The organism is Conexibacter arvalis, from assembly GCF_014199525.1.
GTDB lineage: Bacteria > Actinomycetota > Thermoleophilia > Solirubrobacterales > Solirubrobacteraceae > Conexibacter > Conexibacter arvalis.
This window is the reverse complement of sequence record NZ_JACHNU010000003.1, coordinates 20,742-39,663: the sequence shown is the minus strand read 5'-3', so window position 1 is coordinate 39,663 and position 18,922 is coordinate 20,742. Positions and strand designations below refer to the sequence as shown.

At 70.3% G+C, this 18,922-nt stretch carries 26 protein-coding genes; all 26 read left to right on the top strand.

The window, feature by feature from the left end:
• Positions 1 to 116 precede the first annotated feature (116 nt).
• The 26 genes from BDZ31_RS12550 (at position 117) to rplR (ending at position 18,891) form a co-directional block, all read left to right on the top strand.
• Positions 117 to 998 carry a hypothetical protein gene (locus tag BDZ31_RS12550; RefSeq protein WP_183342576.1) on the top strand — a complete coding sequence of 294 codons (882 nt, stop codon included), beginning with the start codon at positions 117 to 119 and terminating at the stop codon, positions 996 to 998.
• A gap of 125 nt (positions 999 to 1,123) precedes the next feature.
• Complete coding sequence (locus BDZ31_RS12545) at positions 1,124 to 2,500, top strand: aspartate aminotransferase family protein (RefSeq protein ID WP_183342574.1); 1,377 nt, start codon at positions 1,124 to 1,126, stop codon at positions 2,498 to 2,500.
• A gap of 17 nt (positions 2,501 to 2,517) precedes the next feature.
• Positions 2,518 to 4,173, top strand: a complete 1,656-nt coding sequence (locus BDZ31_RS12540) for a PucR family transcriptional regulator ligand-binding domain-containing protein (protein WP_183342572.1) — start codon at positions 2,518 to 2,520, stop codon at positions 4,171 to 4,173.
• Positions 4,174 to 4,237: 64 nt separating this feature from the next.
• Positions 4,238 to 5,368, top strand: coding sequence for an alanine dehydrogenase (gene ald, locus BDZ31_RS12535; protein ID WP_183342570.1), 1,131 nt, complete (start codon positions 4,238 to 4,240; stop codon positions 5,366 to 5,368).
• Positions 5,369 to 5,408: 40 nt separating this feature from the next.
• Positions 5,409 to 5,804 carry a 30S ribosomal protein S12 gene (gene rpsL, locus BDZ31_RS12530; RefSeq protein WP_012932815.1) on the top strand — a complete coding sequence of 132 codons (396 nt, stop codon included), beginning with the start codon at positions 5,409 to 5,411 and terminating at the stop codon, positions 5,802 to 5,804.
• Complete coding sequence (gene rpsG / locus BDZ31_RS12525) at positions 5,804 to 6,274, top strand: 30S ribosomal protein S7 (RefSeq protein ID WP_183342568.1); 471 nt, start codon at positions 5,804 to 5,806, stop codon at positions 6,272 to 6,274. Before rpsL ends, rpsG begins: the two co-directional genes overlap by 1 nt.
• Positions 6,275 to 6,590: 316 nt before the next feature.
• Complete coding sequence (gene fusA / locus BDZ31_RS12520; RefSeq protein ID WP_183342566.1) at positions 6,591 to 8,693, top strand: elongation factor G; 2,103 nt, start codon at positions 6,591 to 6,593, stop codon at positions 8,691 to 8,693.
• Between the two features lie 115 nt (positions 8,694 to 8,808).
• Entirely contained in the window at positions 8,809 to 9,993 is a 1,185-nt protein-coding gene (gene tuf, locus BDZ31_RS12515; protein ID WP_183342564.1) for an elongation factor Tu, read from the top strand.
• A gap of 177 nt (positions 9,994 to 10,170) precedes the next feature.
• Positions 10,171 to 10,488, top strand: coding sequence for a 30S ribosomal protein S10 (rpsJ, locus tag BDZ31_RS12510; protein ID WP_041731781.1), 318 nt, complete (start codon positions 10,171 to 10,173; stop codon positions 10,486 to 10,488).
• 1 nt (position 10,489) lies between these two features.
• A complete protein-coding gene (rplC, locus tag BDZ31_RS12505; RefSeq protein ID WP_183342562.1) occupies positions 10,490 to 11,107 on the top strand; it encodes a 50S ribosomal protein L3 in 618 nt (205 codons plus the stop codon).
• Positions 11,100 to 11,732, top strand: coding sequence for a 50S ribosomal protein L4 (gene rplD / locus BDZ31_RS12500; RefSeq protein WP_183342560.1), 633 nt, complete (start codon positions 11,100 to 11,102; stop codon positions 11,730 to 11,732). The genes rplC and rplD overlap by 8 nt, the downstream gene beginning before the upstream one ends.
• Before the next feature lie 2 nt (positions 11,733 to 11,734).
• Complete coding sequence (rplW, locus tag BDZ31_RS12495; protein WP_183342557.1) at positions 11,735 to 12,031, top strand: 50S ribosomal protein L23; 297 nt, start codon at positions 11,735 to 11,737, stop codon at positions 12,029 to 12,031.
• Positions 12,031 to 12,870: a 50S ribosomal protein L2 gene (gene rplB / locus BDZ31_RS12490; RefSeq protein ID WP_183342555.1), complete on the top strand. Its 840-nt coding sequence runs from the start codon at positions 12,031 to 12,033 to the stop codon at positions 12,868 to 12,870. The genes rplW and rplB overlap by 1 nt, the downstream gene beginning before the upstream one ends.
• Before the next feature lie 14 nt (positions 12,871 to 12,884).
• On the top strand, positions 12,885 to 13,157 hold the full coding sequence (gene rpsS, locus BDZ31_RS12485; RefSeq protein ID WP_183342553.1) for a 30S ribosomal protein S19: 273 nt from the start codon (positions 12,885 to 12,887) through the stop codon (positions 13,155 to 13,157).
• A gap of 326 nt (positions 13,158 to 13,483) precedes the next feature.
• On the top strand, positions 13,484 to 13,816 hold the full coding sequence (rplV, locus tag BDZ31_RS24990; protein ID WP_343075592.1) for a 50S ribosomal protein L22: 333 nt from the start codon (positions 13,484 to 13,486) through the stop codon (positions 13,814 to 13,816).
• Positions 13,817 to 13,821: 5 nt separating this feature from the next.
• Entirely contained in the window at positions 13,822 to 14,901 is a 1,080-nt protein-coding gene (gene rpsC / locus BDZ31_RS24985) for a 30S ribosomal protein S3 (RefSeq protein ID WP_183342549.1), read from the top strand.
• Positions 14,901 to 15,314, top strand: coding sequence for a 50S ribosomal protein L16 (gene rplP, locus BDZ31_RS12470; protein WP_183342547.1), 414 nt, complete (start codon positions 14,901 to 14,903; stop codon positions 15,312 to 15,314). Before rpsC ends, rplP begins: the two co-directional genes overlap by 1 nt.
• Position 15,315: 1 nt before the next feature.
• Positions 15,316 to 15,531 carry a 50S ribosomal protein L29 gene (rpmC, locus tag BDZ31_RS12465; protein ID WP_183342545.1) on the top strand — a complete coding sequence of 72 codons (216 nt, stop codon included), beginning with the start codon at positions 15,316 to 15,318 and terminating at the stop codon, positions 15,529 to 15,531.
• A 257-nt stretch (positions 15,532 to 15,788) separates the two neighbouring features.
• Positions 15,789 to 16,109, top strand: a complete 321-nt coding sequence (gene rpsQ, locus BDZ31_RS24980) for a 30S ribosomal protein S17 (RefSeq protein ID WP_343075591.1) — start codon at positions 15,789 to 15,791, stop codon at positions 16,107 to 16,109.
• A complete protein-coding gene (gene rplN / locus BDZ31_RS12455) occupies positions 16,106 to 16,474 on the top strand; it encodes a 50S ribosomal protein L14 (protein ID WP_183342542.1) in 369 nt (122 codons plus the stop codon). Before rpsQ ends, rplN begins: the two co-directional genes overlap by 4 nt.
• The gene (gene rplX / locus BDZ31_RS12450) at positions 16,474 to 16,794 is read left to right on the top strand and encodes a 50S ribosomal protein L24 (protein WP_183342540.1); all 321 of its coding nucleotides are present in this window, start codon (positions 16,474 to 16,476) and stop codon (positions 16,792 to 16,794) included. Before rplN ends, rplX begins: the two co-directional genes overlap by 1 nt.
• Positions 16,795 to 16,801: 7 nt before the next feature.
• Complete coding sequence (rplE, locus tag BDZ31_RS12445) at positions 16,802 to 17,383, top strand: 50S ribosomal protein L5 (RefSeq protein ID WP_183342538.1); 582 nt, start codon at positions 16,802 to 16,804, stop codon at positions 17,381 to 17,383.
• A gap of 7 nt (positions 17,384 to 17,390) precedes the next feature.
• Positions 17,391 to 17,576: a type Z 30S ribosomal protein S14 gene (locus tag BDZ31_RS12440; protein WP_183342536.1), complete on the top strand. Its 186-nt coding sequence runs from the start codon at positions 17,391 to 17,393 to the stop codon at positions 17,574 to 17,576.
• Between the two features lie 16 nt (positions 17,577 to 17,592).
• Complete coding sequence (gene rpsH / locus BDZ31_RS12435) at positions 17,593 to 18,000, top strand: 30S ribosomal protein S8 (protein ID WP_183342534.1); 408 nt, start codon at positions 17,593 to 17,595, stop codon at positions 17,998 to 18,000.
• 7 nt (positions 18,001 to 18,007) lie between these two features.
• Complete coding sequence (rplF, locus tag BDZ31_RS12430) at positions 18,008 to 18,541, top strand: 50S ribosomal protein L6 (protein WP_183342532.1); 534 nt, start codon at positions 18,008 to 18,010, stop codon at positions 18,539 to 18,541.
• Positions 18,538 to 18,891 carry a 50S ribosomal protein L18 gene (gene rplR / locus BDZ31_RS12425; RefSeq protein WP_183342530.1) on the top strand — a complete coding sequence of 118 codons (354 nt, stop codon included), beginning with the start codon at positions 18,538 to 18,540 and terminating at the stop codon, positions 18,889 to 18,891. The genes rplF and rplR overlap by 4 nt, the downstream gene beginning before the upstream one ends.
• The last annotated feature ends 31 nt before the right edge of the window (positions 18,892 to 18,922 follow it).

Genomic DNA, 18,922 nt, shown 5'->3' with positions numbered 1-18,922 from the left:
CGGCCGCTACCCTGCTTCGTGCTCGGGAGGGCCTCAAGTCGGTCACTCGCGCTGCCGAAGACGCAGCGTGAGGAGCTTCTCGGGGGCCGGTCGCTGATCCTGCCTCAGTTCGATTTATGACGATTTATCTTGGCATCCTGCTTGCGCTGATCTGCGCGTTCACCACGAACCTCGCGTTCCTGTACAAGCACCGCGGCGCCTGCGCCGCACCCGCCGTCCACGTCAGCCACCCGCTGCGCTCCGCGGCGGGGCTGTTCCGCTCGCGCTGGTTCGCGATCGGCATGGGCGTCGCGTTGCTGGCGTGGATCCTCCACGTCGCGGCGCTCGCGGTCGCGCCGATGTCGGTCGTGCAGACGGTGCTGGCCGGCGGCGTCGTGATGCTCGCGGTGATGGCCGAGCGGATCTTCGGCTTCTCGGTCGGTCCGCGCCAGTGGATCGGGCTCGGCTGCACCGCGCTCGGCCTCGTGCTGCTCGGCCTCACGCTGCCGGCGGTCCATGACGCGCAGTCGCAGTTCTCGCTGCCGGGGATGATCGCCTTCGAGGCCGGCCTCGTCGCGGTCGGCGGGCTGCTCGTGATGGGCAAGCGGATCGGCGCGCCCGACCATCACCATGGCGTGATGCTCGCCGCCGCCGCCGGCCTGCTGTTCGGCGTCTCCGACGTCGCGCTCAAGGCGCTGACCGGGATCGCCGCCGACGACGGCCTGCTGGCGCTGCTCGCGACGCCGTGGACGGCCGTCGCCGTCGCCGCGTCGATCGCCGCCTTCTACGCCTCCGCCAAGGCGCTGCAGGAGGGCGAGGCCGTCCCGGTGATCGCCTTCACCGGCACGGCCGCCAACATCGCCGGGATCTCCGGCGGCATCATCGTCTTCGGCGACCCGCTGCCGGGCGACGCGCTCGGCATCGCCGCCCAGGCGCTCGCGTTCGTGCTGGTCGTCGTCGCCGCCGCGCTGACGCCGGCGCCGGTCCGCGCCGCCAGGCCAGGCGCCGCCGTCGCCTGATCGCCGCGCGCCGTCGCCTGAGCCCGGCCGACCGCGAGCGCGCCGCGCTTCGCCCCGGCCCCGTCGCGGAGTACCTTTGTACGAAGCGGCGAATCGGCTTATCCGATCCGGAGGGTGATGCGGCGATGGCGACGACGGAGAGAGAGGCTGCGGCGACGCTCCAGGAGCTGGCGAGACGCCACCTCTGGATGCACTTCACCCGCATGGGCGCGTACGCCGGTGCCGAGGTGCCGATCATCGTCCGCGGCGAGGGCTGCCACGTCTTCGACGAGCACGGCCGCCGCTACTTCGACGGACTCTCCGCGCTCTTCTGCTGCAACCTCGGCCACGGCCGCGCCGACCTCGCGCAGGCCGGCGCCGAGCAGGCGAAGGAGCTCGACTTCTACTCGACCTGGTCCTACGCCCACCCGCGCGCGATCGAGCTGGCGGCGCGGATCGCGTCGCTGACCCCCGGCGACCTCAACCGCGTCTTCTTCACCAGCGGCGGCGGCGAGGCGGTCGAGTCGGCGCTGAAGCTCGCGCGCCAGTACCACAAGCTGACGGGCAACCCGAACAAGACGAAGGTGATCGCACGCGAGGTCGCCTACCACGGCACGCCGATGGGAGCGCTGTCGGCGACGGGGATCACGCCGCTGCGCGTCCCCTTCGAGCCGTTGACGCCGGGCGGCTGCCACGTCCCGAACACCAACGTCTACCGGCTGCCGCCCGGCGTCTCGCCGGCGTCGCTGGCGGAGGCGGTGCGCGAGCGGATCCTGTTCGAGGGGCCCGAGACCGTCGCCGCGGTGATCATGGAGCCGGTCCAGAACGCCGGCGGCACGTTCACGCCGCCCGACGGCTACTTCCGCCGCGTGCGCGAGATCTGCGACGAGTTCGACGTGCTGCTGATCTCCGACGAGGTGATCTGCGCGTGGGGCCGCGTCGGCGAGTGGTTCGGCTGCCAGCGCTACGACTTCGCGCCCGACATGATCACGACCGCCAAGGGGCTGACCGGCGCGGTCGCGCCGATGGGCGCGCTGATCGCCTCCGACCGCGTCGCCGAGCCGTTCATGGAGGGCGACGTGTCGTTCCTGCACGGCTTCACCTTCGCCGGCCACCCGGTCGCGGCCGCCGTCGCGCTCGCCGCGATCGACGCCTACGAGCAGGAGGGGATCCTCGAGCACGTGCGCGAGCACGAGGGACGGCTGCGGGCGATGCTGGAGTCGCTGCGCGACCTGCCGATCGTCGGCGACGTGCGCGGCGCCGGCTACTTCCAGTCGATCGAGCTGGTCAGGGACCGCGACGAGAAGACGACCTTCAGCGCCAAGGAGGCCGCCGTTCTGCTGCACGGCTTCCTCGACGTGGAGCTGCACAGAGCGGGCCTGATCTGCCGCGCCGACGACCGCGGCGACCCGGTCGTCCAGCTGTCGCCGCCGCTGATCGCGGGCCCGCAGGAGTTCGAGGAGATCGAGGGCATGCTGCGGCCGGTCCTCGCCGAGGCCGGCCGGCGCATGCGCGTCGGCTGAGAGGAGAGGGACCGCAGGTGCTGACCGTTCGCGAGCTGTTCCGCGACATCGACATCCGTCTGCTCGCGGGCGAGCAGGGGATCGACGCCCCGGTGCGCTGGGTGCACATCACCGAGCTGGAGGACCCGACGCCGTGGCTCTCCGGCGGCGAGCTGCTGCTGACGACGGGCATGCAGCTCGGCTCGGCCGACAGGCAGCGGGCGTTCGTGCTGCGGCTCGCCGACCACGGCCTCGCCGGGCTCGGCTTCGGCACCGGCTTCGCGCACGAGCGGGTCCCCGAGGCGCTCGTCGAGGCGGCCGCCGAGCGCGGGCTGCCGCTGTACGAGATCCCCTACGCGGTCCCGTTCATCGCGATCACCGAGACGGCCTTCAGCCGGCTGGTCAACGAGCAGTACGCGGTCCTGCGCCGCGCGATCGCCGCGCACGAGCGGCTCGAGCGGATCGTCCTCTCCGAGCGCGGCATCGACGCCGTCGCCGGCGCGCTCGCCACCCTGATCGGCGGCGCCGTGCTCGTCTTCGACGCGCGCGGCGGGCTGCTGGCGCAGCGCTCCTTCCGCGCCGAGGTCGACGACGAGACGGTCGCCTCGCTGGAGAAGGAGCTGCGCGAGCGGACGCGCGGCGGCCCCGACGCCGGCGGCCGCCGCGGATTCGCGCCGAGCGCCGGCGCCTTCGGCGGCCGCGCGCTCGCGCTGCCGGTCGGCGCCGGCGGCCGACGCGACGGCGAGGCCGACGGCGCCCCGCTGCTGCAGGCGTGGCTGGTGGCGGCGAAGGACGGCGGCGCGCTGACCGAGTTCGATCGGCTCACGCTCCACCAGGCGGTCACGATCGTCGCGCTCGAGCTGCTGCGCCGGCGCGTCGCCGAGGACACCGAGCGGCGGCTCGCCGGCGACGTCCTGTCGGCGGTCGTCAGCGGCGAGCTGCGCGGTCCCGACCTGAAGCGGCGGCTGGAGCCGTTCGGCCTCGGCGCCCGCGTCGGCGTGATCGTCCTGACGCCGCCGCGGCCCGGCGCCGGCGGGCTGGCGGCGGCCGAGGCGGCGCTCGGCGCGGCGCTGCGCAGCGAGGCGGCCGACGGGCTCGTGGCGGTCCACGACGGGCTCGTCGGCGCGCTCGTCCCCGGCTACGACGAGGACGAGCTGTTCGCGCTCGCGCGCCGGATCGCCGAGCGCGCGACGCGCACGCTCGGCGCGTCGCTGAGGCTGGGCGCCGGCCGCGCCGTCGACAGCGCCGACGCCCGGCGCGCCTTCCACGAGGCCCGCTGCGCGCTGGAGGCGCTGGCGCTCGCGCAGCCGCACGGGGACGGCGACGTCGACCGCGGCGCCGCCGACGGCGCGTCGGCGCGGACGACGGTCGCGACCTACCGCGACCTCGGCTCCTTCCAGCTGCTGCTGTCGCTGCAGGACGACGACGCGCTGCGGCTGTTCTGCGACTCGATCCTGTCGCCGATCGAGGAGAGCGAGGGCGCCTACGGCGGCGAGCTGATGCGCTCGCTGGAGGCGTTCATCGAGGAGAACGGCCAGTGGGAGCGCGCCGCCAAGCGGCTCTACTGCCATCGCCACACGCTCCGCTACCGGATCCGCCGCGTCGAGGAGCTGACCGGCCGCAGCATGGGCAGCGCGCGCGACCGGATCGAGTTCTGGCTGGCGCTGCGCGGCCGCGAGCTGGTACGCGACTAGAACCCGCCGCTCATCGGAAACACTCCGTCGCACAGCCCGCGAGTGCGAGGAAGGCGAGGTTCCGATGAGGGTCGGCGTCCCCACCGAGGTCAAGACCGACGAGTACCGCGTCGCGCTGACGCCGGCCGGCGTGCGCGAGCTCGTCGACGCCGGCCACGAGGTGCTGATCGAGCGCGGCGCGGGGGAGGGGTCGGCGATCGCCGACGACGACTACGTCGCGCAGGGCGCCGAGATCGTCCCCGACGCGGACGCCGTCTTCGACGGGGCGGAGATGATCGTCAAGGTCAAGGAGCCCCAGCCGGAGGAGGTGCTCCGGCTGCGGCCCGATCACCTGCTCTTCACCTACCTCCACCTCGCGCCGGCTCCGGAGCTGACGCGCGAGCTGATGGCCTCGGGCGCGACCTGCGTCGCCTACGAGACGGTCGAGGACGCCAACGGGCGCCTCCCGCTGCTGGCGCCGATGAGCGAGGTCGCCGGCAAGCTCGCGACGCAGGCCGGCGCCTTCATGCTCGAGAAGCCGCTCGGCGGCCGCGGGATCCTGCTCGGCGGCGTGCCGGGCGTCGCGGCGGCCAACGTGATGGTGATCGGCGGCGGCGTCGTCGGGAAGCGCGCCGCGCTGATCGCGATCGGGATGGAGGCGACCGTCTTCGTCTACGACCGCGACATCGACCGCCTGCGCGAGCTCGACTCCGAGTTCGGCGGCCGCGCCGACACCTGCTTCGCGACGACGCTCGCGATCGAGCAGCGGCTGCCGGAGGTCGACCTCGTGATCGGCGCGGTGCTGGTGCACGGGGCGAAGGCGCCGCGCGTGATCACGCGCGGTCAGCTGGCGCTGATGAAGCCGGGGGCGGTGCTCGTCGACGTCTCGATCGACCAGGGCGGCTGCTTCGAGACCTCCAGACCGACGACCCACACGAACCCGACCTACGCGGTCGACGGGATCACCCACTACTGCGTCGCGAACATGCCTGGCGCGGTCCCGATCACCTCGACCCACGCGCTCACGAACGCGACGCTGCCGTACGTCGTCCACCTCGCCAGCGTCGGCGTTCACCGCGCTGTGCAGGACAATCCCGGGCTGGCGAGAGGCGTCAACGTCGTCGCGGGCGGGGTAACATATGCTCCTGTCGCGGACGCCGTCGGCGTTCCGTACGTGCCCTTGGAGGAGGCGCTCGGTACCCCGCGCACGGCGTAAGACCTGCGACCGGCCCAACGCTGCTAGCATTCCGCGCCACATGCCGACTACCAGCCAACTTGTCCGCAAGGGCCGCAAGACGCCGAAGAAGAAGCTCGCTACGCCGGGCCTCAAGTCCGGCAGAGGCCGCAAGACCAAGGTCGCCGCGCCTCAGCGTCGCGGCGTCTGCACGCGCGTCTACACGACGACGCCGAAGAAGCCGAACTCGGCCCTCCGCAAGGTTGCTCGTGTCCGGCTGACCCACGGGATGGAGGTCACCGTCTACATCCCCGGCGAGGGTCACAACCTTCAGGAGCACTCCGTCGTGCTCGTCCGCGGGGGCCGCGTCAAGGACCTCCCGGGCGTGCGCTACAAGGTGGTGCGCGGCACGCTCGACGCCGCCGGCGTCAGCGACCGCAAGAAGGCCCGTTCGCAGTACGGGGTGAAGGCGAAGTAATGCCCCGCCGCGCTGCCGCGTCGATCCGGCCGATCGAGCCGGACGCCCTCCACCGCTCCCGCCTCGTCCAGCAGGTCATCAACAAGGTGATGCTGGACGGCAAGAAGTCCACCGCCGAGCGCATCGTCTACGACGCGCTGGCGATCCTCGCCGAGCGCACCGGCAGAGACCCGATCGAGGCGCTCGAGGCGTCGGTCAAGGCGCTCACCCCGTCGCTCGAGGTCCGCTCCCGCCGCGTCGGCGGTGCCACCTACCAGGTGCCGGTCGAGGTGCAGCCGCGCCGCGCCCGCACGCTCGCCGTCCGCTGGCTGGTGCTGTTCGCCCGTCAGCGCCGCGAGAAGACGATGGCGCAGCGCCTCGCCAACGAGCTGCTCGACGCCCAGTCGCAGCAGGGCGGCGCCTACAAGCGCAAGGACGACATCTACCGCATGGCGCAGGCCAACAAGGCCTTCGCGCACTACCGCTGGTAGCGCTCCGCGCGCATCTCGCCGCAACTCCGCGCGCCGCTGGCAGACAGCGGCGCGTCGTCGTTAATCGGCCGCTCGCCCCCAGGGGGCGAAAACCCAATGCGCACCGAGCGACTCGCGCGCCTTTGCTATATTCATTCGCCGCCTCCCGGAGGCGTGCGCGCTTGCGCCCGGCTCCAGACTCGGAGGTCACGACCCATGGAGACTTCGACGAACTAGAGCACGAGCCCCGGGAAGACATCTCAGTCATGACCGGGCCCCGCTGGGGCCATTTTTGTGCCTTTCGCCGACGACGAGACCGCGAGTAGAAACCGAGCCAATGCCACGCAAGTACGCCCTCGAGAAGACCCGGAACATCGGGATCATGGCGCACATCGACGCCGGCAAGACCACGACGACTGAGCGGATCCTCTTCTACACGGGGCGGACGCACAAGCTCGGCGAGACGCACGAGGGCGCCGCGACGATGGACTGGATGGAGCAGGAGCAGGAGCGTGGCATCACGATCACCTCCGCCGCGACTGCGTGCGAGTGGAAGAGCCACCGCATCAACATCATCGACACGCCCGGTCACGTCGACTTCACCGTCGAGGTCGAGCGCTCGCTGCGCGTCCTCGACGGCGCGGTTGCGGTCTTCGACTCGGTCGCCGGCGTCGAGCCGCAGTCCGAGAACGTCTGGCGGCAGGCCGACAAGTACCGCGTCCCGCGGATCGCCTACATCAACAAGATGGACCGCATCGGCGCCAACTTCGAGCGCGGCGTGCAGACGATGGTCGACCGTCTTGGCGCCCATCCGGTGCCGATCCAGCTGCCGATCGGCTCCGAGGCCGACCTCGAGGGCATCATCGACCTCGTCGAGAACCACGCGATCCTCTACAAGGACGACCTCGGCAAGGAGCAGGAGATAACGGCGATCCCGGCCGAGCTGGCCGACGCCGCCGCGGCTGCCCGCGAGCACCTGCTCGAGGAGGTCTCCAACTACGACGACGAGCTCGTCGAGATGATCCTTGAGGACGCCGAGATCCCGGTCGAGAAGATAAAGGCCGCGATTCGCAAGGCGACGCTCGACCTCAGCCTGACGCCGGTCCTCTGCGGCTCCTCGTTCAAGAACAAGGGCGTCCAGCCGCTGCTCGACGCGATCGTCGAGTACCTGCCGTCGCCGCTCGACGTCCCGGCGGTCGAAGGCATCGAGCCGGTCAAGGGATCGGACGAGGGCCGCCCGGCGACCCGCGAGGCCGCCGACGACGCGCCGTTCTCGGCGCTCGCCTTCAAGATCGCCGCCGATCCCTACGTCGGCAAGCTCACCTACTTCCGCGTCTACTCGGGCAAGCTCGAGGCCGGCTCGCGCGTCCTCAACGTGTCGAGCGGCAAGAGCGAGCGCGTCGGCCGCATCCTCGAGATGCACGCCAACGAGCGCGTCGACCTCGAGGACGTCGCGGCCGGCGACATCGCCGCCGCGGTCGGGATCAAGCAGGTCGTCACCGGCGACACCCTGTGCGCGCCCGACAGACCGATCAAGCTCGAGACGATCGAGTTCCCGGAGCCGGTCATCAAGGTCGCGATCGAGCCGAAGACGAAGGTCGACCAGGAGAAGATGGGCGTCGCCCTCGGCCGTCTGGCCGAGGAGGACCCGACCTTCCAGGTCCGCACCAACGAGGAGACCGGCCAGACCGAGATCGCCGGCATGGGCGAGCTGCACCTCGAGGTGCTCGTCGACCGCATGCTGCGCGAGTTCAGAGTCGAGGCGACCGTCGGCCGTCCGCAGGTCTCCTACCGCGAGACGGTGCGCGGCACGGCCTCCAGAGTCGAGGGCCGCTTCGTCCGCCAGACCGGCGGCTCGGGCCAGTACGGCATCGTCTACGTCGACATCGAGCCGAACGTGGGCGAGGGCTTCGAGTTCGTCAACAGAATCAGAGGCGGCTCGGTCCCGTCGGAGTTCATCCCCGCTGTCGAGAGAGGCGTCGAGGAGGCGCTCGACACGGGCGTCAAGGCCGGCTACCCGATGGTCGACATCAAGATCACCCTGGTCGACGGCAAGTACCACGACACGGACTCCTCGGAGATCGCGTTCAAGGTCGCCGGCTCGCTGGCGCTGAAGGAGGCCGCCAAGCGCGCCAAGCCGGTGCTGCTCGAGCCGATCTTCGCCGTCGAGGTCGTCACGCCCGAGGAGTTCATGGGCGACGTGATCGGCGACCTCAACCGTCGCCGCGGCCGCGTCGAGGGGATGGAGGCGCGCGGCAACGCCCAGGTCGTGACCGCGAGAGTGCCGCTGTCGGAGATGTTCGGCTACGCGACGGATCTGCGCTCGAACACGCAGGGTCGCGCCAACTACACGATGGTGTTCGACCGGTACGAGGAAGTGCCGCCGAACATCGCCGAGAAGGTCGTCGAGGCGCGGTCTGGAGGCGAACAGGCCGCCTGAGCAGGGAAATTCCGCCGCGCGTCGTTTCAAGCTGACGCGAAACGCGGAACTGAGATAGATTTCCGAGGTTCGCCCAGTAGGCGATCCCCAACCAAGTTCCAAGGAGCAACCCAAAGTGGCGAAGGAGAAGTTCGAGCGCGATAAGCCGCACGTCAACGTCGGCACCATCGGTCACATCGACCATGGCAAGACGACGCTGACTGCTGCCATCACGACGGTGCTGGCGGAGAAGATGGGCGGCGAGGCCCGCAGCTTCGCGGAGATCGACAACGCTCCTGAGGAGAAGGAGCGCGGGATCACCATCGCCACCTCGCACGTCGAGTACCAGACGGAGAACCGGCACTACGCCCACGTCGACTGCCCGGGCCACGCCGACTACGTCAAGAACATGATCACGGGCGCCGCGCAGATGGACGGCGCGATCCTCGTGGTCTCGGCCGCCGACGGCCCGATGCCGCAGACGCGCGAGCACATCCTCCTCGCCCGTCAGGTCGGCGTCCCGTACATCGTCGTCTTCCTCAACAAGGCCGACATGGTCGACGACGAGGAGCTCCTCGAGCTCGTCGAGGTCGAGGTCCGCGACCTCCTCAACGAGTACGACTTCCCGGGCGACGACATCCCGTTCATCACGGGCTCGGCGCTGAAGGCGCTCGAGGGCGACGAGCAGTACAGAGCCAAGATCGTCGAGCTGGCCGCTGCTCTCGACGCCTACATCCCGGAGCCGGAGCGCGACCTCGACAAGCCGTTCCTGATGCCGGTCGAGGACGTCTTCTCGATCACCGGCCGCGGCACCGTCGCGACCGGCCGCATCGAGCAGGGCATCATCAGAACGGGCGACACCGTCGAGATCGTCGGCATCAAGGAGACGACCAACACGGTCGTCACCGGCGTCGAGATGTTCCGCAAGATCCTCGACGAGGGTCGCGCGGGCGACAACGTCGGCTGCCTCCTCCGCGGCACCAAGCGCGAGGAGATCGAGCGCGGTCAGGTCCTCTGCCAGCCCGGCTCGATCACGCCGCACACGAAGTTCAAGGCCGAGGTCTACATCCTCAAGAAGGAGGAGGGCGGCCGTCACACGCCGTTCTTCACCGGCTACCGTCCGCAGTTCTACTTCCGCACGACGGACGTGACGGGCGTCTCGAACCTCCCCGAGGGCGTCGAGATGGTCATGCCGGGCGACAACATCCAGATGGACATCGAGCTGATCCAGCCGATCGCCATGGATGCCGGCCTTCGGTTCGCCATCCGCGAGGGTGGCCGCACCGTCGGCTCGGGCGTGGTGACCGAGGTCATCGAGTAGCACCAAGCTGCACCGCGGCGGGGCTCCGGTCCCGCCGCACGTGTGCTGAAGTCGAGAGATACGACCAACGCGGGCGGGTCCCGGAAGGCCCAGGGACTCGCCTTCAGCGCGCAAAAGACCAATCGTAAGAAGACAGCAAGTACCGGACGGAACGAACCAAAGGCAACAGTGGCAACTCTGGCCCAGAACAAGATCCGCATTCGCCTCAAGTCATACGATCACTCCGCGATCGAGACGGCGGCGAAGGAGATCGTCGAGACGGCGACTCGTACCGGCGCGACCGTGTCCGGGCCCGTGCCGCTGCCGACGGAGAAGAACGTCTACTGCGTGATCCGGTCCCCCTTCAAGGACAAGGACTCGCGGGAGCACTTCGAGATCCGCACGCACAAGCGGCTGATCGACATCCATCAGCCGACGCCCAAGACGGTCGACTCGCTCCAGCGCCTCGACCACCTGCCCGCGGGCGTCGACATCGAGATCAGGCTGGCGAGCTGAGATGGCTGCGATCCTCGCGAAGAAGCTCGGCATGACCCAGCGCTTCCTCGAGGACGGGCGCGTCGAGCGCGTCACCGTCCTGGAGGCCGGGCCCTGCCCCGTGACGGCGATCCGCACGCTCGAGCGCGACGGCTACGAGGCCGTGCAGCTCGCGTTCGGCGCCTGCCGTGAGAAGAGCCTCACCAAGGCCGAGCTCGGCCACCTCAAGAAGGCGGACGCCTCCGCGCACCGTCACCTCGTCGAGTTCCGTGACGAGGCCGGCGAGCTGCAGGTCGGCGAGACCGTCACCGTCGACGCCTTCGAGGCGGGCGACACCGTGAAGATCGCCGGCACGTCGAAGGGCAAGGGCTTCGCCGGCACGATCAAGCGGCACAACTTCAGACGCGGCCCGGCGTCCCACGGCTCGCACAACGTGCGCGCCCCGGGATCGATCGGCGCGTCCGCCTGGCCCGCTCGCGTGATGAAGGGCATCCGCGGCCCGGGCCAGATGGGCAACAAGCGCGTCACCCAGAAGGGTCTCGAGATCGTCGAGATCATCAGCAAGGACAATCTGATGCTCGTCCGCGGCTCGGTTCCGGGTCCGAAGGGCAGCACGGTGGAGGTGCGCACCGATGCCTAGCGCTCCCAAGCTCGGCGGCGGTGAGGTCGTCCTCGACGAACTGGCCTTCACCGCGAAGTTCAACGGCCCGCTCGTCCACGAGACGGTCCGCTCGGAGCTGAACGCGCTCCGACAGGGCACGTCCGCGACGAAGACGCGCGGCGACGTCCGCGGCGGCGGCGCCAAGCCGTGGCGCCAGAAGGGCACCGGCCGCGCGCGCGCCGGCTCGTCCCGCTCGCCGATCTGGAAGGGCGGCGGCACGGTCTTCGGCCCGTCGCCGCGCCACTACACGTTCAAGGTCAACCGCAAGGCCCGCCGCGCCGCGCTGCGCAGCGCGCTGTCGGTCCAGGCCGACCGCGGCTCGTTGGCGGTCTTCGACGCGACGAGCTTCGACGCTCCGTCGACGAAGACGGCGGCCAAGCTGCTGTCCGACTGGGGTCAGCCGAACCCGACGCTGGTGCTGCTCGACGCCGATGAGGCGAACGCGGGGCTGTCGTTCCGCAACCTCGACCGCGTGCTCGTGCTGCCGGTCGAGGACGCCGGCGTCGCCGACGTGATCGGCGCCGCGTCGCTGCTGATCTCGGAGACCGCGCTGGCCCAGATCACCGCGCGCGCCACGGGCGCCGCGCAGGAGGAGGCGGCGTAGTCATGGACGCGAGCCAGGTCATCATCCGTCCCGTCGTCTCGGAGAAGAGCTTCGTGCTCGCCGAGATCGGCAAGTACACCTTCCGCGTCCATCCGGACGCGCACAAGACGCAGATCCGCCAGGCCGTCGAGGAGCTGTTCGACGTGAGAGTGCGCGAGGTGCGCACGGTCGCCGTCAGAAGCAAGCCGAAGCGGCGCGGGTACACCTCCGGGCGCACCCGCACGTGGAAGAAGGCCATCGTGCAGGTCGGCGAGGGAGACACGATCCCGATCTTCCAGGGTCTGGAGGGGAGCGAGTAATGTCGATTCGCAAGCCGAAGCCGACCTCCCCGGGTCGTCGTTTCGTCACGTATCCGGACTTCGCGGAGATCACGCGCAGCAAGCCGGAGAAGTCGCTGGTCGAGGGCCTGACGAAGTCGGGCGGCCGCAACTCGTACGGCCGCAAGACCTCGCGTCATCGCGGCGGCGGCGCCAAGCGCCTCTACCGCCGGATCGACTTCAAGCGCCTGAAGGACGGCGTGCCGGCGAAGGTCGCGCACATCGAGTACGACCCGAACCGGTCGGCGTACATCGCGCTGCTCCACTACATGGACGGCGAGAAGCGCTACATCCTCGCGCCCGCGAGACTGGCCGTCGGCGCCACCGTGGTGAGCGGTCCCGAGGCGGAGATCCGCATCGGCAACTGCCTGCCGCTGGAGCGGATCCCCGCCGGTACGGTCATCCACAACGTCGAGCTGACGCCCGGCCGCGGCGGCCAGATCGCCCGTTCGGCCGGCAACTCCGTGCAGCTGCTGGCCAAGGACGGCGAGATGGCGACGCTGCGCCTGCCGTCCGGCGAGATGCGGATGGTCCGCGCCGAGTGCCGCGCGACGATCGGCGTGATCGGCAACGCCGACCACCAGAACGTCAAGGTCGGCAAGGCCGGCCGCAAGCGTCACATGGGCGTGCGCCCGCAGACGCGCGGCACGGCGATGAACCCGGTCGACCATCCGCACGGCGGTGGCGAGGGCTCGACGACCCCCGGCCGTCATCCCGTGACGCCGTGGGGCGTGCCGACGCTCGGCTACCGCACGCGCAAGAGAGGCAAGCAGTCCGACCGCTACATCGTCCGCGGCCGCCGCCGTGGCAAGAAGCGCTAGAGGGTGACGACCAGATGAGCCGCTCGAGCAAGAAGGGTCCGTTCGTCGAGGAGCGCCTGATGGCGCGCATCGAGAGAATGAACGAGGCCAACACGAAGCAGATGATCAAGACCTGGTCGCGGACCTCGACGATCTTCCCGGAGATGGTCGGCCACACGATCGCGGTGCATGACGGCCGCAGACACGTCCCGGTCTTCGTCAGCGAGTCGATGGTGGGGCACAAGCTCGGCGAGTTCGCGCCGACGCGCCTCTACCGCGGCCACACCCAGACCGGCAAGCGCCGCTAGAGATTTCCATGGCAGACGAGAACGAGAGAACAGAGACGTCCGAGGCGAACACGCCGGAGACCGAGGCCACCGACACGGGGGCCCCTGAGTCCGGGGAGACGGAGCCCACGCAGGCGGAGACGCCGGCGGAGGAGCCCGTCGCTGCGGCTGACGAGCCCACCGAGGCCGAGGCTAGAGCAGCGCCGAGACGCAGAAGAGCAGCCAGAAGAGCGGCGGCGAGAGCCGACGCCGAGGCCGCTGACGAGAAGCCGAGAAGAGCAGCGCGCAGAGCCGCCGAGAGAGCCGCTCCCGCCAAGGCTGCCAAGCCGGCCGACGGCGATCGCCCCGTGGTTCGCGCGCAGGCCAAGTACGTGCGCTCCTCGGCGCGCAAGGCCCGTCTCGTCTGCGATCACATCCGTGGCAAGTCCGTCGAGGAGGCTCGCGCCATCCTCGCCTTCACGCCGCGCGCCGTCGCGGAGGACTGGAGCAAGCTGCTCGAGTCCGCGGTGGCCAACGCCGAGCACAACCACGAGCTCGACGGTGACGACCTCGTCATCAAGGCGGTCCACGCCGACGAGGGCCCGACGCTGAAGCGCTTCCGGCCGCGCGCCATGGGCCGTGCGACGCCGATTCGCAAGCGCACCAGCCACCTCACGATCCTGCTCGCGCCGAAGGAGTAGACGCCATGGGTCAGAAAGTCCATCCCGAGTCGCTCCGCGTGGGCTACATCCACGACTGGAAGTCGAACTGGTTCAACGAGAAGCAGTTCTCCGACTACCTCGTCGAGGACATCGCGATCCGCAACCACATCGTGGGTCGCCTCTCGCACGCCGGGCTCTCCGACATCACGATCCGCAAGAACGCGAACGAGGTGGAGGTCAACATCCACACCGCGCGTCCGGGCATCGTGATCGGCAAGTCCGGTTCCGAGGTCGACGCGCTGCGCCGCGACCTGCACCGGATCACCGACAAGCAGGTCAAGGTCAACATCCTCGAGATCAAGCGCCCGGAGCTCGACGCGCGCCTCGTCGCGCAGTCGATCGCCGAGCAGCTGCAGAACCGCGTCGCCTTCCGCCGCGCGATGAAGCGCGCGCTCACGAGCGCGATGCGCTCGGGCGCCAAGGGCGTCAAGGTCCAGGTCTCCGGCCGCCTCGGCGGCGCCGAGATGGCCCGCACCGAGGGCTACTCGGACGGTCGCGTCCCGCTGCACACGCTGCGCGCGGACATCGACTACGGCTTCCACGAGGCGCGCACGACCTTCGGTCGCATCGGCGTCAAGTGCTGGATCAACAAGGGCGAGATCATGCCGGAGGGCTACACCGGCGCCGATCTGACGCAGATGGACGACCCGGGCCCGCAGGCTCCGGATCGCGGCCGGCGCGGTGAGCGCGACGGCCGTGGTCGCGGCGGCCGCGGTCGGGGCGGCCAGGGCGGCCCCGGTGGCGGCGACGGTCGCGGACGCGGCCGTGGCGGTCGCGGGCGCGGGCCGGGCGGTCAGGGCGGTCGCGGTGGCCAGGGCGGCTACGGCGGCGGGCGCGGTCCCGGCGGCGGCGGTCGCGGTCCGGGCGGCGGCGGTGGCCGCGGGCCCGGTGGCGGCGGCGGTCGCGGTCCGGGCGGTCCCGGCGGCGGCGGTCGCGGCCCCGGTGGCGGCGGTCGCGGTCCGGGCGGCGGCGGTGGCCGCGGGCCCGGTGGCGGCGGCGGTGGCGGGCGTGGCCCGGCCGGCGGCGGCGCAGGTGGCAATCGCGGTACCGGAGGTCAGGGCTGATGCTCTCCCCCAAGCGTGTGAAGTTCCGCAAGCAGCACCGCGGCCGTCGCCGCGGGCTGTCGCGGGGCCAGGTCAAGGTCCAGTTCGGCGAGTACGGCCTCAAGGCCCTCGAGGAGGGCTGGCTGACCAACCGCCAGATCGAGGCCGCTCGTATCGCCATGACGCGCAAGATCAAGCGCGGCGGCAAGGTGTGGATCAACGTCTACCCGGACAAGCCCTACACGAAGAAGCCGGCCGAGACCCGCATGGGCTCCGGCAAGGGCTCGCCGGAGGGCTGGGTCGCCGTCGTGAAGCCGGGCCGCGTGATGTTCGAGCTCGCCGGCGTGTCGGAGGAGCTCGCTCGCGAGGCGATGCGGCTCGCCGGCCACAAGCTTCCGGTGAAGACGAGATTCGTCATGCGAGAGGACGGCTGACATGACCAACGCGACTGAACTGCGCGACCTGGACGACAGCGCCCTCGCCGAGCACCTGCAGACGGCCCGGCGCGAGCTGTTCGGGCTGCGCTTCCAGCACGCGACCGGCGAGCTGGAGAACACCGCCCGGCTGCGCCTCGCCAAGCGCGAGGTCGCGCGGACGCTCACGGTCATCCGTGAGCGCGGACTTGACGCTGACAACAAGGAACTGGGCTAGCAATGGCCGACGAAGAGCAGAACGAGAACGTCGAGGAGACCACCCCGGCGCCCGAGGCCGAGGCGGCCGAGGACACCGCTGCCGCGCCCGAGGCGTCGGCGGGTGAGCCCGTGCCGCAGCTCGCGCCCAAGGAGCGTCGCCAGCAGGCGCGCGCGAAGAAGGCCGCCAAGGCCGGCTCGCGCCCGCAGCGCTCGATCGAGGAGCGCCAGGCCGAGCGCGCCGCCAAGCGCGCCAAGAACGCCGCGAGACGCCGCAACCTGCGCGCGAAGGCGCGTGAGGCTGCGAAGGCCGCCCCGAGAGGCGAGCCGACGCCGCCGCGCGAGCCCGGCGAGGGCCGTCAGAAGACGCGGCAGGGCGTCGTCGTCTCCGACAAGGCCGACAAGACCATCACCGTGCAGATCGACGTCGCTCGTCGTCACCGTCGCTACGAGAAGGTCGTCCGCAGCTCGACGACCTTCCACGCGCACGACGAGAAGAACGACGCGCACATCGGTGACACGGTCATCATCCGCGAGTCCCGCCCGCTCTCCCGTCTGAAGCGCTGGCGCCTCGTCGAGGTTGTGGAGCGTGCCAAGTGATCCAGAACGAGAGCCGTCTCAAGGTCGCCGACAACACCGGCGCCCGCGAGATCCTGTGCATTCGCGTGCGCGGCGGTTCCAGACGTCGCTACGCCGGGGTCGGCGACACGATCGTCGCGACCGTCAAGCAGGCCAGCCCGCAGGGCTCGGTCAAGAAGGGCGAGGTCGTGACGGCGGTGATCGTCCGCACGAAGAAGCCGTACGGCCGCGAGGACGGCACGTACATCGGCTTCGACGAGAACGCGGCCGTGATCATCGACGCGCAGAACAACCCGCGCGGCACGCGCATCTTCGGGCCGGTGGCCCGCGAGCTGCGCGAGCGCAACTTCATGAAGATCGTCTCGCTCGCTCCGGAGGTGCTCTGATGCCCGCCCGGATTCGCAGAGACGACCAGGTCATCGTCGTCAGCGGCAAGGACAAGGGCAAGACGGGCAGAGTGCTGCGCGTCGACCCGTCCGAGGAGCGCGTGTACGTCGAGGGCCTCAACATCGTCAAGCGGCATCAGCGTCCGACCCCGGGTCGTCCCGACTCGGTCGCCGGCGTGATCGAGAGAGAGGGCCCGATCCACCTCTCGAACGTGATGCTGCTCGACCCCAAGGACGGGAAGCCGACGCGCGTCGGCATCGAGATCCACGACGGGAGACGATTCCGCGTCGCCCGGCGCTCCGGAACCCGCATCGACTGAGCCCGCTATGCCCGCACGACTCAAACAACGCTACGTCACCGAGATCCGCCCGCAGCTGATGGAGAGATTCGGGTACTCGACGCCGATGCAGGCGCCGAAGATCACGAAGATCACCCTCAACATGGGCGTCGGCGAGGCCAAGCAGGACTCCAAGCAGTTCGAGCAGGCCCAGGAGCAGCTCGCGGCGATCGCCGGCCAGAAGCCGAACGTCCGCCGCGCGCGCAAGTCGATCGCAGCCTTCAAGCTGCGCGAGGGGATGCCGGTCGGGCTCAGCGTCACGCTGCGCGACGACCGGGCCTACGAGTTCCTCGACCGCCTGCTGTCGGTCGCGATCCCGCGCATCCGCGACTTCCGCGGACTGAACCCGAGATCGTTCGACGGCCGCGGCAACTACTCGATGGGCGTCCGCGAGCAGATCATCTTCCCCGAGATCGATTACGACAAGGTCGATCAGGTCCGCGGCCTGGACATCACGTTCACTACCACCGCGGAAACCGACGACGAAGCCTTCGCGCTGCTGAGCTCGTTCGGCATGCCGTTCGCGAAGGACGGGCGCCCTGGCGGGGCGGCCGTGACGACAGGGAGCTAGGAACTTCATGGCGAAGACCTCTCAGCGCGTCCGCCAGCAGCGGACTCCTAAGTACAGAACCCGCGCGTACACGCGTTGCCGCCGGTGCGGCCGCCCGCGCTCCGTCTATCGCAAGTTCGGGATGTGCCGCATCTGCCTGCGCGACCTCGCGCACAACGGCTACATCCCCGGCATGACGAAGAGCTCCTGGTAAGGGTGGGCTGGATTCCATGTCGATGACAGACCCCATCGCCGACTTCCTCACGCGCGTGCGCAACGGCGCGCGGGCTTCGCACGACACCGTGCTGATCCCGTCGTCGAAGCTGAAGCGCGAGATGGCCCGCATCCTGAAGGAGCAGGGCTACATCGAGGGCTACGAGCTCGAGGCGCCCAGCGCCGAGCACCCGGGCGAGCAGATCAAGATCAAGCTGAAGTACACGGGCAACCGCCGCCCGGTCATCCAGGGCATCCAGCGGGTGTCCCGCCCCGGCCAGCGCACGTACGTCGGCCACGGCGAGATCCCGAAGATCCAGGGTGGCCTCGGCACGGCGATCATCTCGACGTCCAAGGGCGTCATGACCGGTCACGAGGCGCGCCGCGAGGGCGTCGGTGGCGAGGTCGTGGCGAAGGTGTGGTGAGGCTGGCATGAGTCGTATCGGCCGCAAGCCCATCACCGTCCCCGCAGGCGTCACCGTCGCGATCGAGCCGGAGCGCGTGACCGTCAACGGCCCCAAGGGCGAGCTGTTCGAGCGCGTCCACCGGGACATCAGAGTCGAGCAGGTGGGCGACGAGCTCGTCGTCACCCGCCCGACCAACCGCGGCGAGCACCGCGCGCTGCACGGCCTCACCCGCTCGCTGGTCGCGAACATGGTCGAGGGCGTCACCAACGGCTTCGAGAAGAGACTGGAGATCCAGGGCGTCGGCTACCGCGCCCAGCTCAAGGGCAGAGACCTCGAGCTGGCGCTCGGCTACTCCCATCCGGTTCCGATCAAGGCGCCCGCCGGCATCGAGTTCGAGGTCCCGCAGCCGACCAGGATCACGGTCCGGGGCATCTCGAAGCAGCTCGTCGGCGAGGTCGCCGCGAACATCCGCAAGCAGCGGAAGCCGGAGCCCTACAAGGGCAAGGGCATCCGCTACGAGGGCGAGTACGTCGCCCGGAAGGTTGGCAAGCGCGCATGACCGTTCTCACCAAGCCCGCGAAGCGCCTCAAGCGCCGCCGTCGCGTCCGCGCGAAGGTCGTCGGCACGGCAGAGCGTCCGCGCATCTCGGTGTTCCGCTCCAACAAGGGCATCAGCGCCCAGCTCATCGACGACGATCGCGGTCACACGATCGCGGCCGTCAACTGGACCGAAGCAGGCGTCCGCGACCTGCGCGCGACCGAGCAGGCCACGCGCGTCGGCGAGCTGCTCGCCGAGCGCGCGAAGGCGGCCGGCGTCGAGACCGCGGTGTTCGACCGCGGCGGCTACCAGTACCACGGCCGCGTGAAGGCACTCGCGGAGGGCGCTCGGGAGGGCGGCCTCGCCTTCTGAGTGGCGCCCGACCCGTCTCACCAGCTACCTT

Bases quoted from the DNA above. Each gene is read 5' to 3' on its own strand.
- rpsS (WP_183342553.1), top strand. From the start codon at position 12,885: ATGAGCCGCTCGAGCAAGAAGGGTCCGTTCGTCGAGGAGCGCCTGATG.
- rpsL (WP_012932815.1), top strand. From the start codon at position 5,409: ATGCCGACTACCAGCCAACTTGTCCGCAAGGGCCGCAAGACGCCGAAG.
- rplC (WP_183342562.1), top strand. From the start codon at position 10,490: ATGGCTGCGATCCTCGCGAAGAAGCTCGGCATGACCCAGCGCTTCCTC.
- rpsC (WP_183342549.1), top strand. From the start codon at position 13,822: ATGGGTCAGAAAGTCCATCCCGAGTCGCTCCGCGTGGGCTACATCCAC.
- BDZ31_RS12545 (WP_183342574.1), top strand. From the start codon at position 1,124: ATGGCGACGACGGAGAGAGAGGCTGCGGCGACGCTCCAGGAGCTGGCG.
- BDZ31_RS12550 (WP_183342576.1), top strand. From the start codon at position 117: ATGACGATTTATCTTGGCATCCTGCTTGCGCTGATCTGCGCGTTCACC.
- rplX (WP_183342540.1), top strand. From the start codon at position 16,474: ATGCCCGCCCGGATTCGCAGAGACGACCAGGTCATCGTCGTCAGCGGC.
- ald (WP_183342570.1), top strand. From the start codon at position 4,238: ATGAGGGTCGGCGTCCCCACCGAGGTCAAGACCGACGAGTACCGCGTC.
- rpsH (WP_183342534.1), top strand. From the start codon at position 17,593: ATGTCGATGACAGACCCCATCGCCGACTTCCTCACGCGCGTGCGCAAC.
- rpmC (WP_183342545.1), top strand. From the start codon at position 15,316: ATGACCAACGCGACTGAACTGCGCGACCTGGACGACAGCGCCCTCGCC.
- BDZ31_RS12440 (WP_183342536.1), top strand. From the start codon at position 17,391: ATGGCGAAGACCTCTCAGCGCGTCCGCCAGCAGCGGACTCCTAAGTAC.
- rpsG (WP_183342568.1), top strand. From the start codon at position 5,804: ATGCCCCGCCGCGCTGCCGCGTCGATCCGGCCGATCGAGCCGGACGCC.
- fusA (WP_183342566.1), top strand. From the start codon at position 6,591: ATGCCACGCAAGTACGCCCTCGAGAAGACCCGGAACATCGGGATCATG.
- rplE (WP_183342538.1), top strand. From the start codon at position 16,802: ATGCCCGCACGACTCAAACAACGCTACGTCACCGAGATCCGCCCGCAG.
- rplP (WP_183342547.1), top strand. From the start codon at position 14,901: ATGCTCTCCCCCAAGCGTGTGAAGTTCCGCAAGCAGCACCGCGGCCGT.
- rplR (WP_183342530.1), top strand. From the start codon at position 18,538: ATGACCGTTCTCACCAAGCCCGCGAAGCGCCTCAAGCGCCGCCGTCGC.
- rplF (WP_183342532.1), top strand. From the start codon at position 18,008: ATGAGTCGTATCGGCCGCAAGCCCATCACCGTCCCCGCAGGCGTCACC.
- rplD (WP_183342560.1), top strand. From the start codon at position 11,100: ATGCCTAGCGCTCCCAAGCTCGGCGGCGGTGAGGTCGTCCTCGACGAA.
- rplB (WP_183342555.1), top strand. From the start codon at position 12,031: ATGTCGATTCGCAAGCCGAAGCCGACCTCCCCGGGTCGTCGTTTCGTC.
- rplW (WP_183342557.1), top strand. From the start codon at position 11,735: ATGGACGCGAGCCAGGTCATCATCCGTCCCGTCGTCTCGGAGAAGAGC.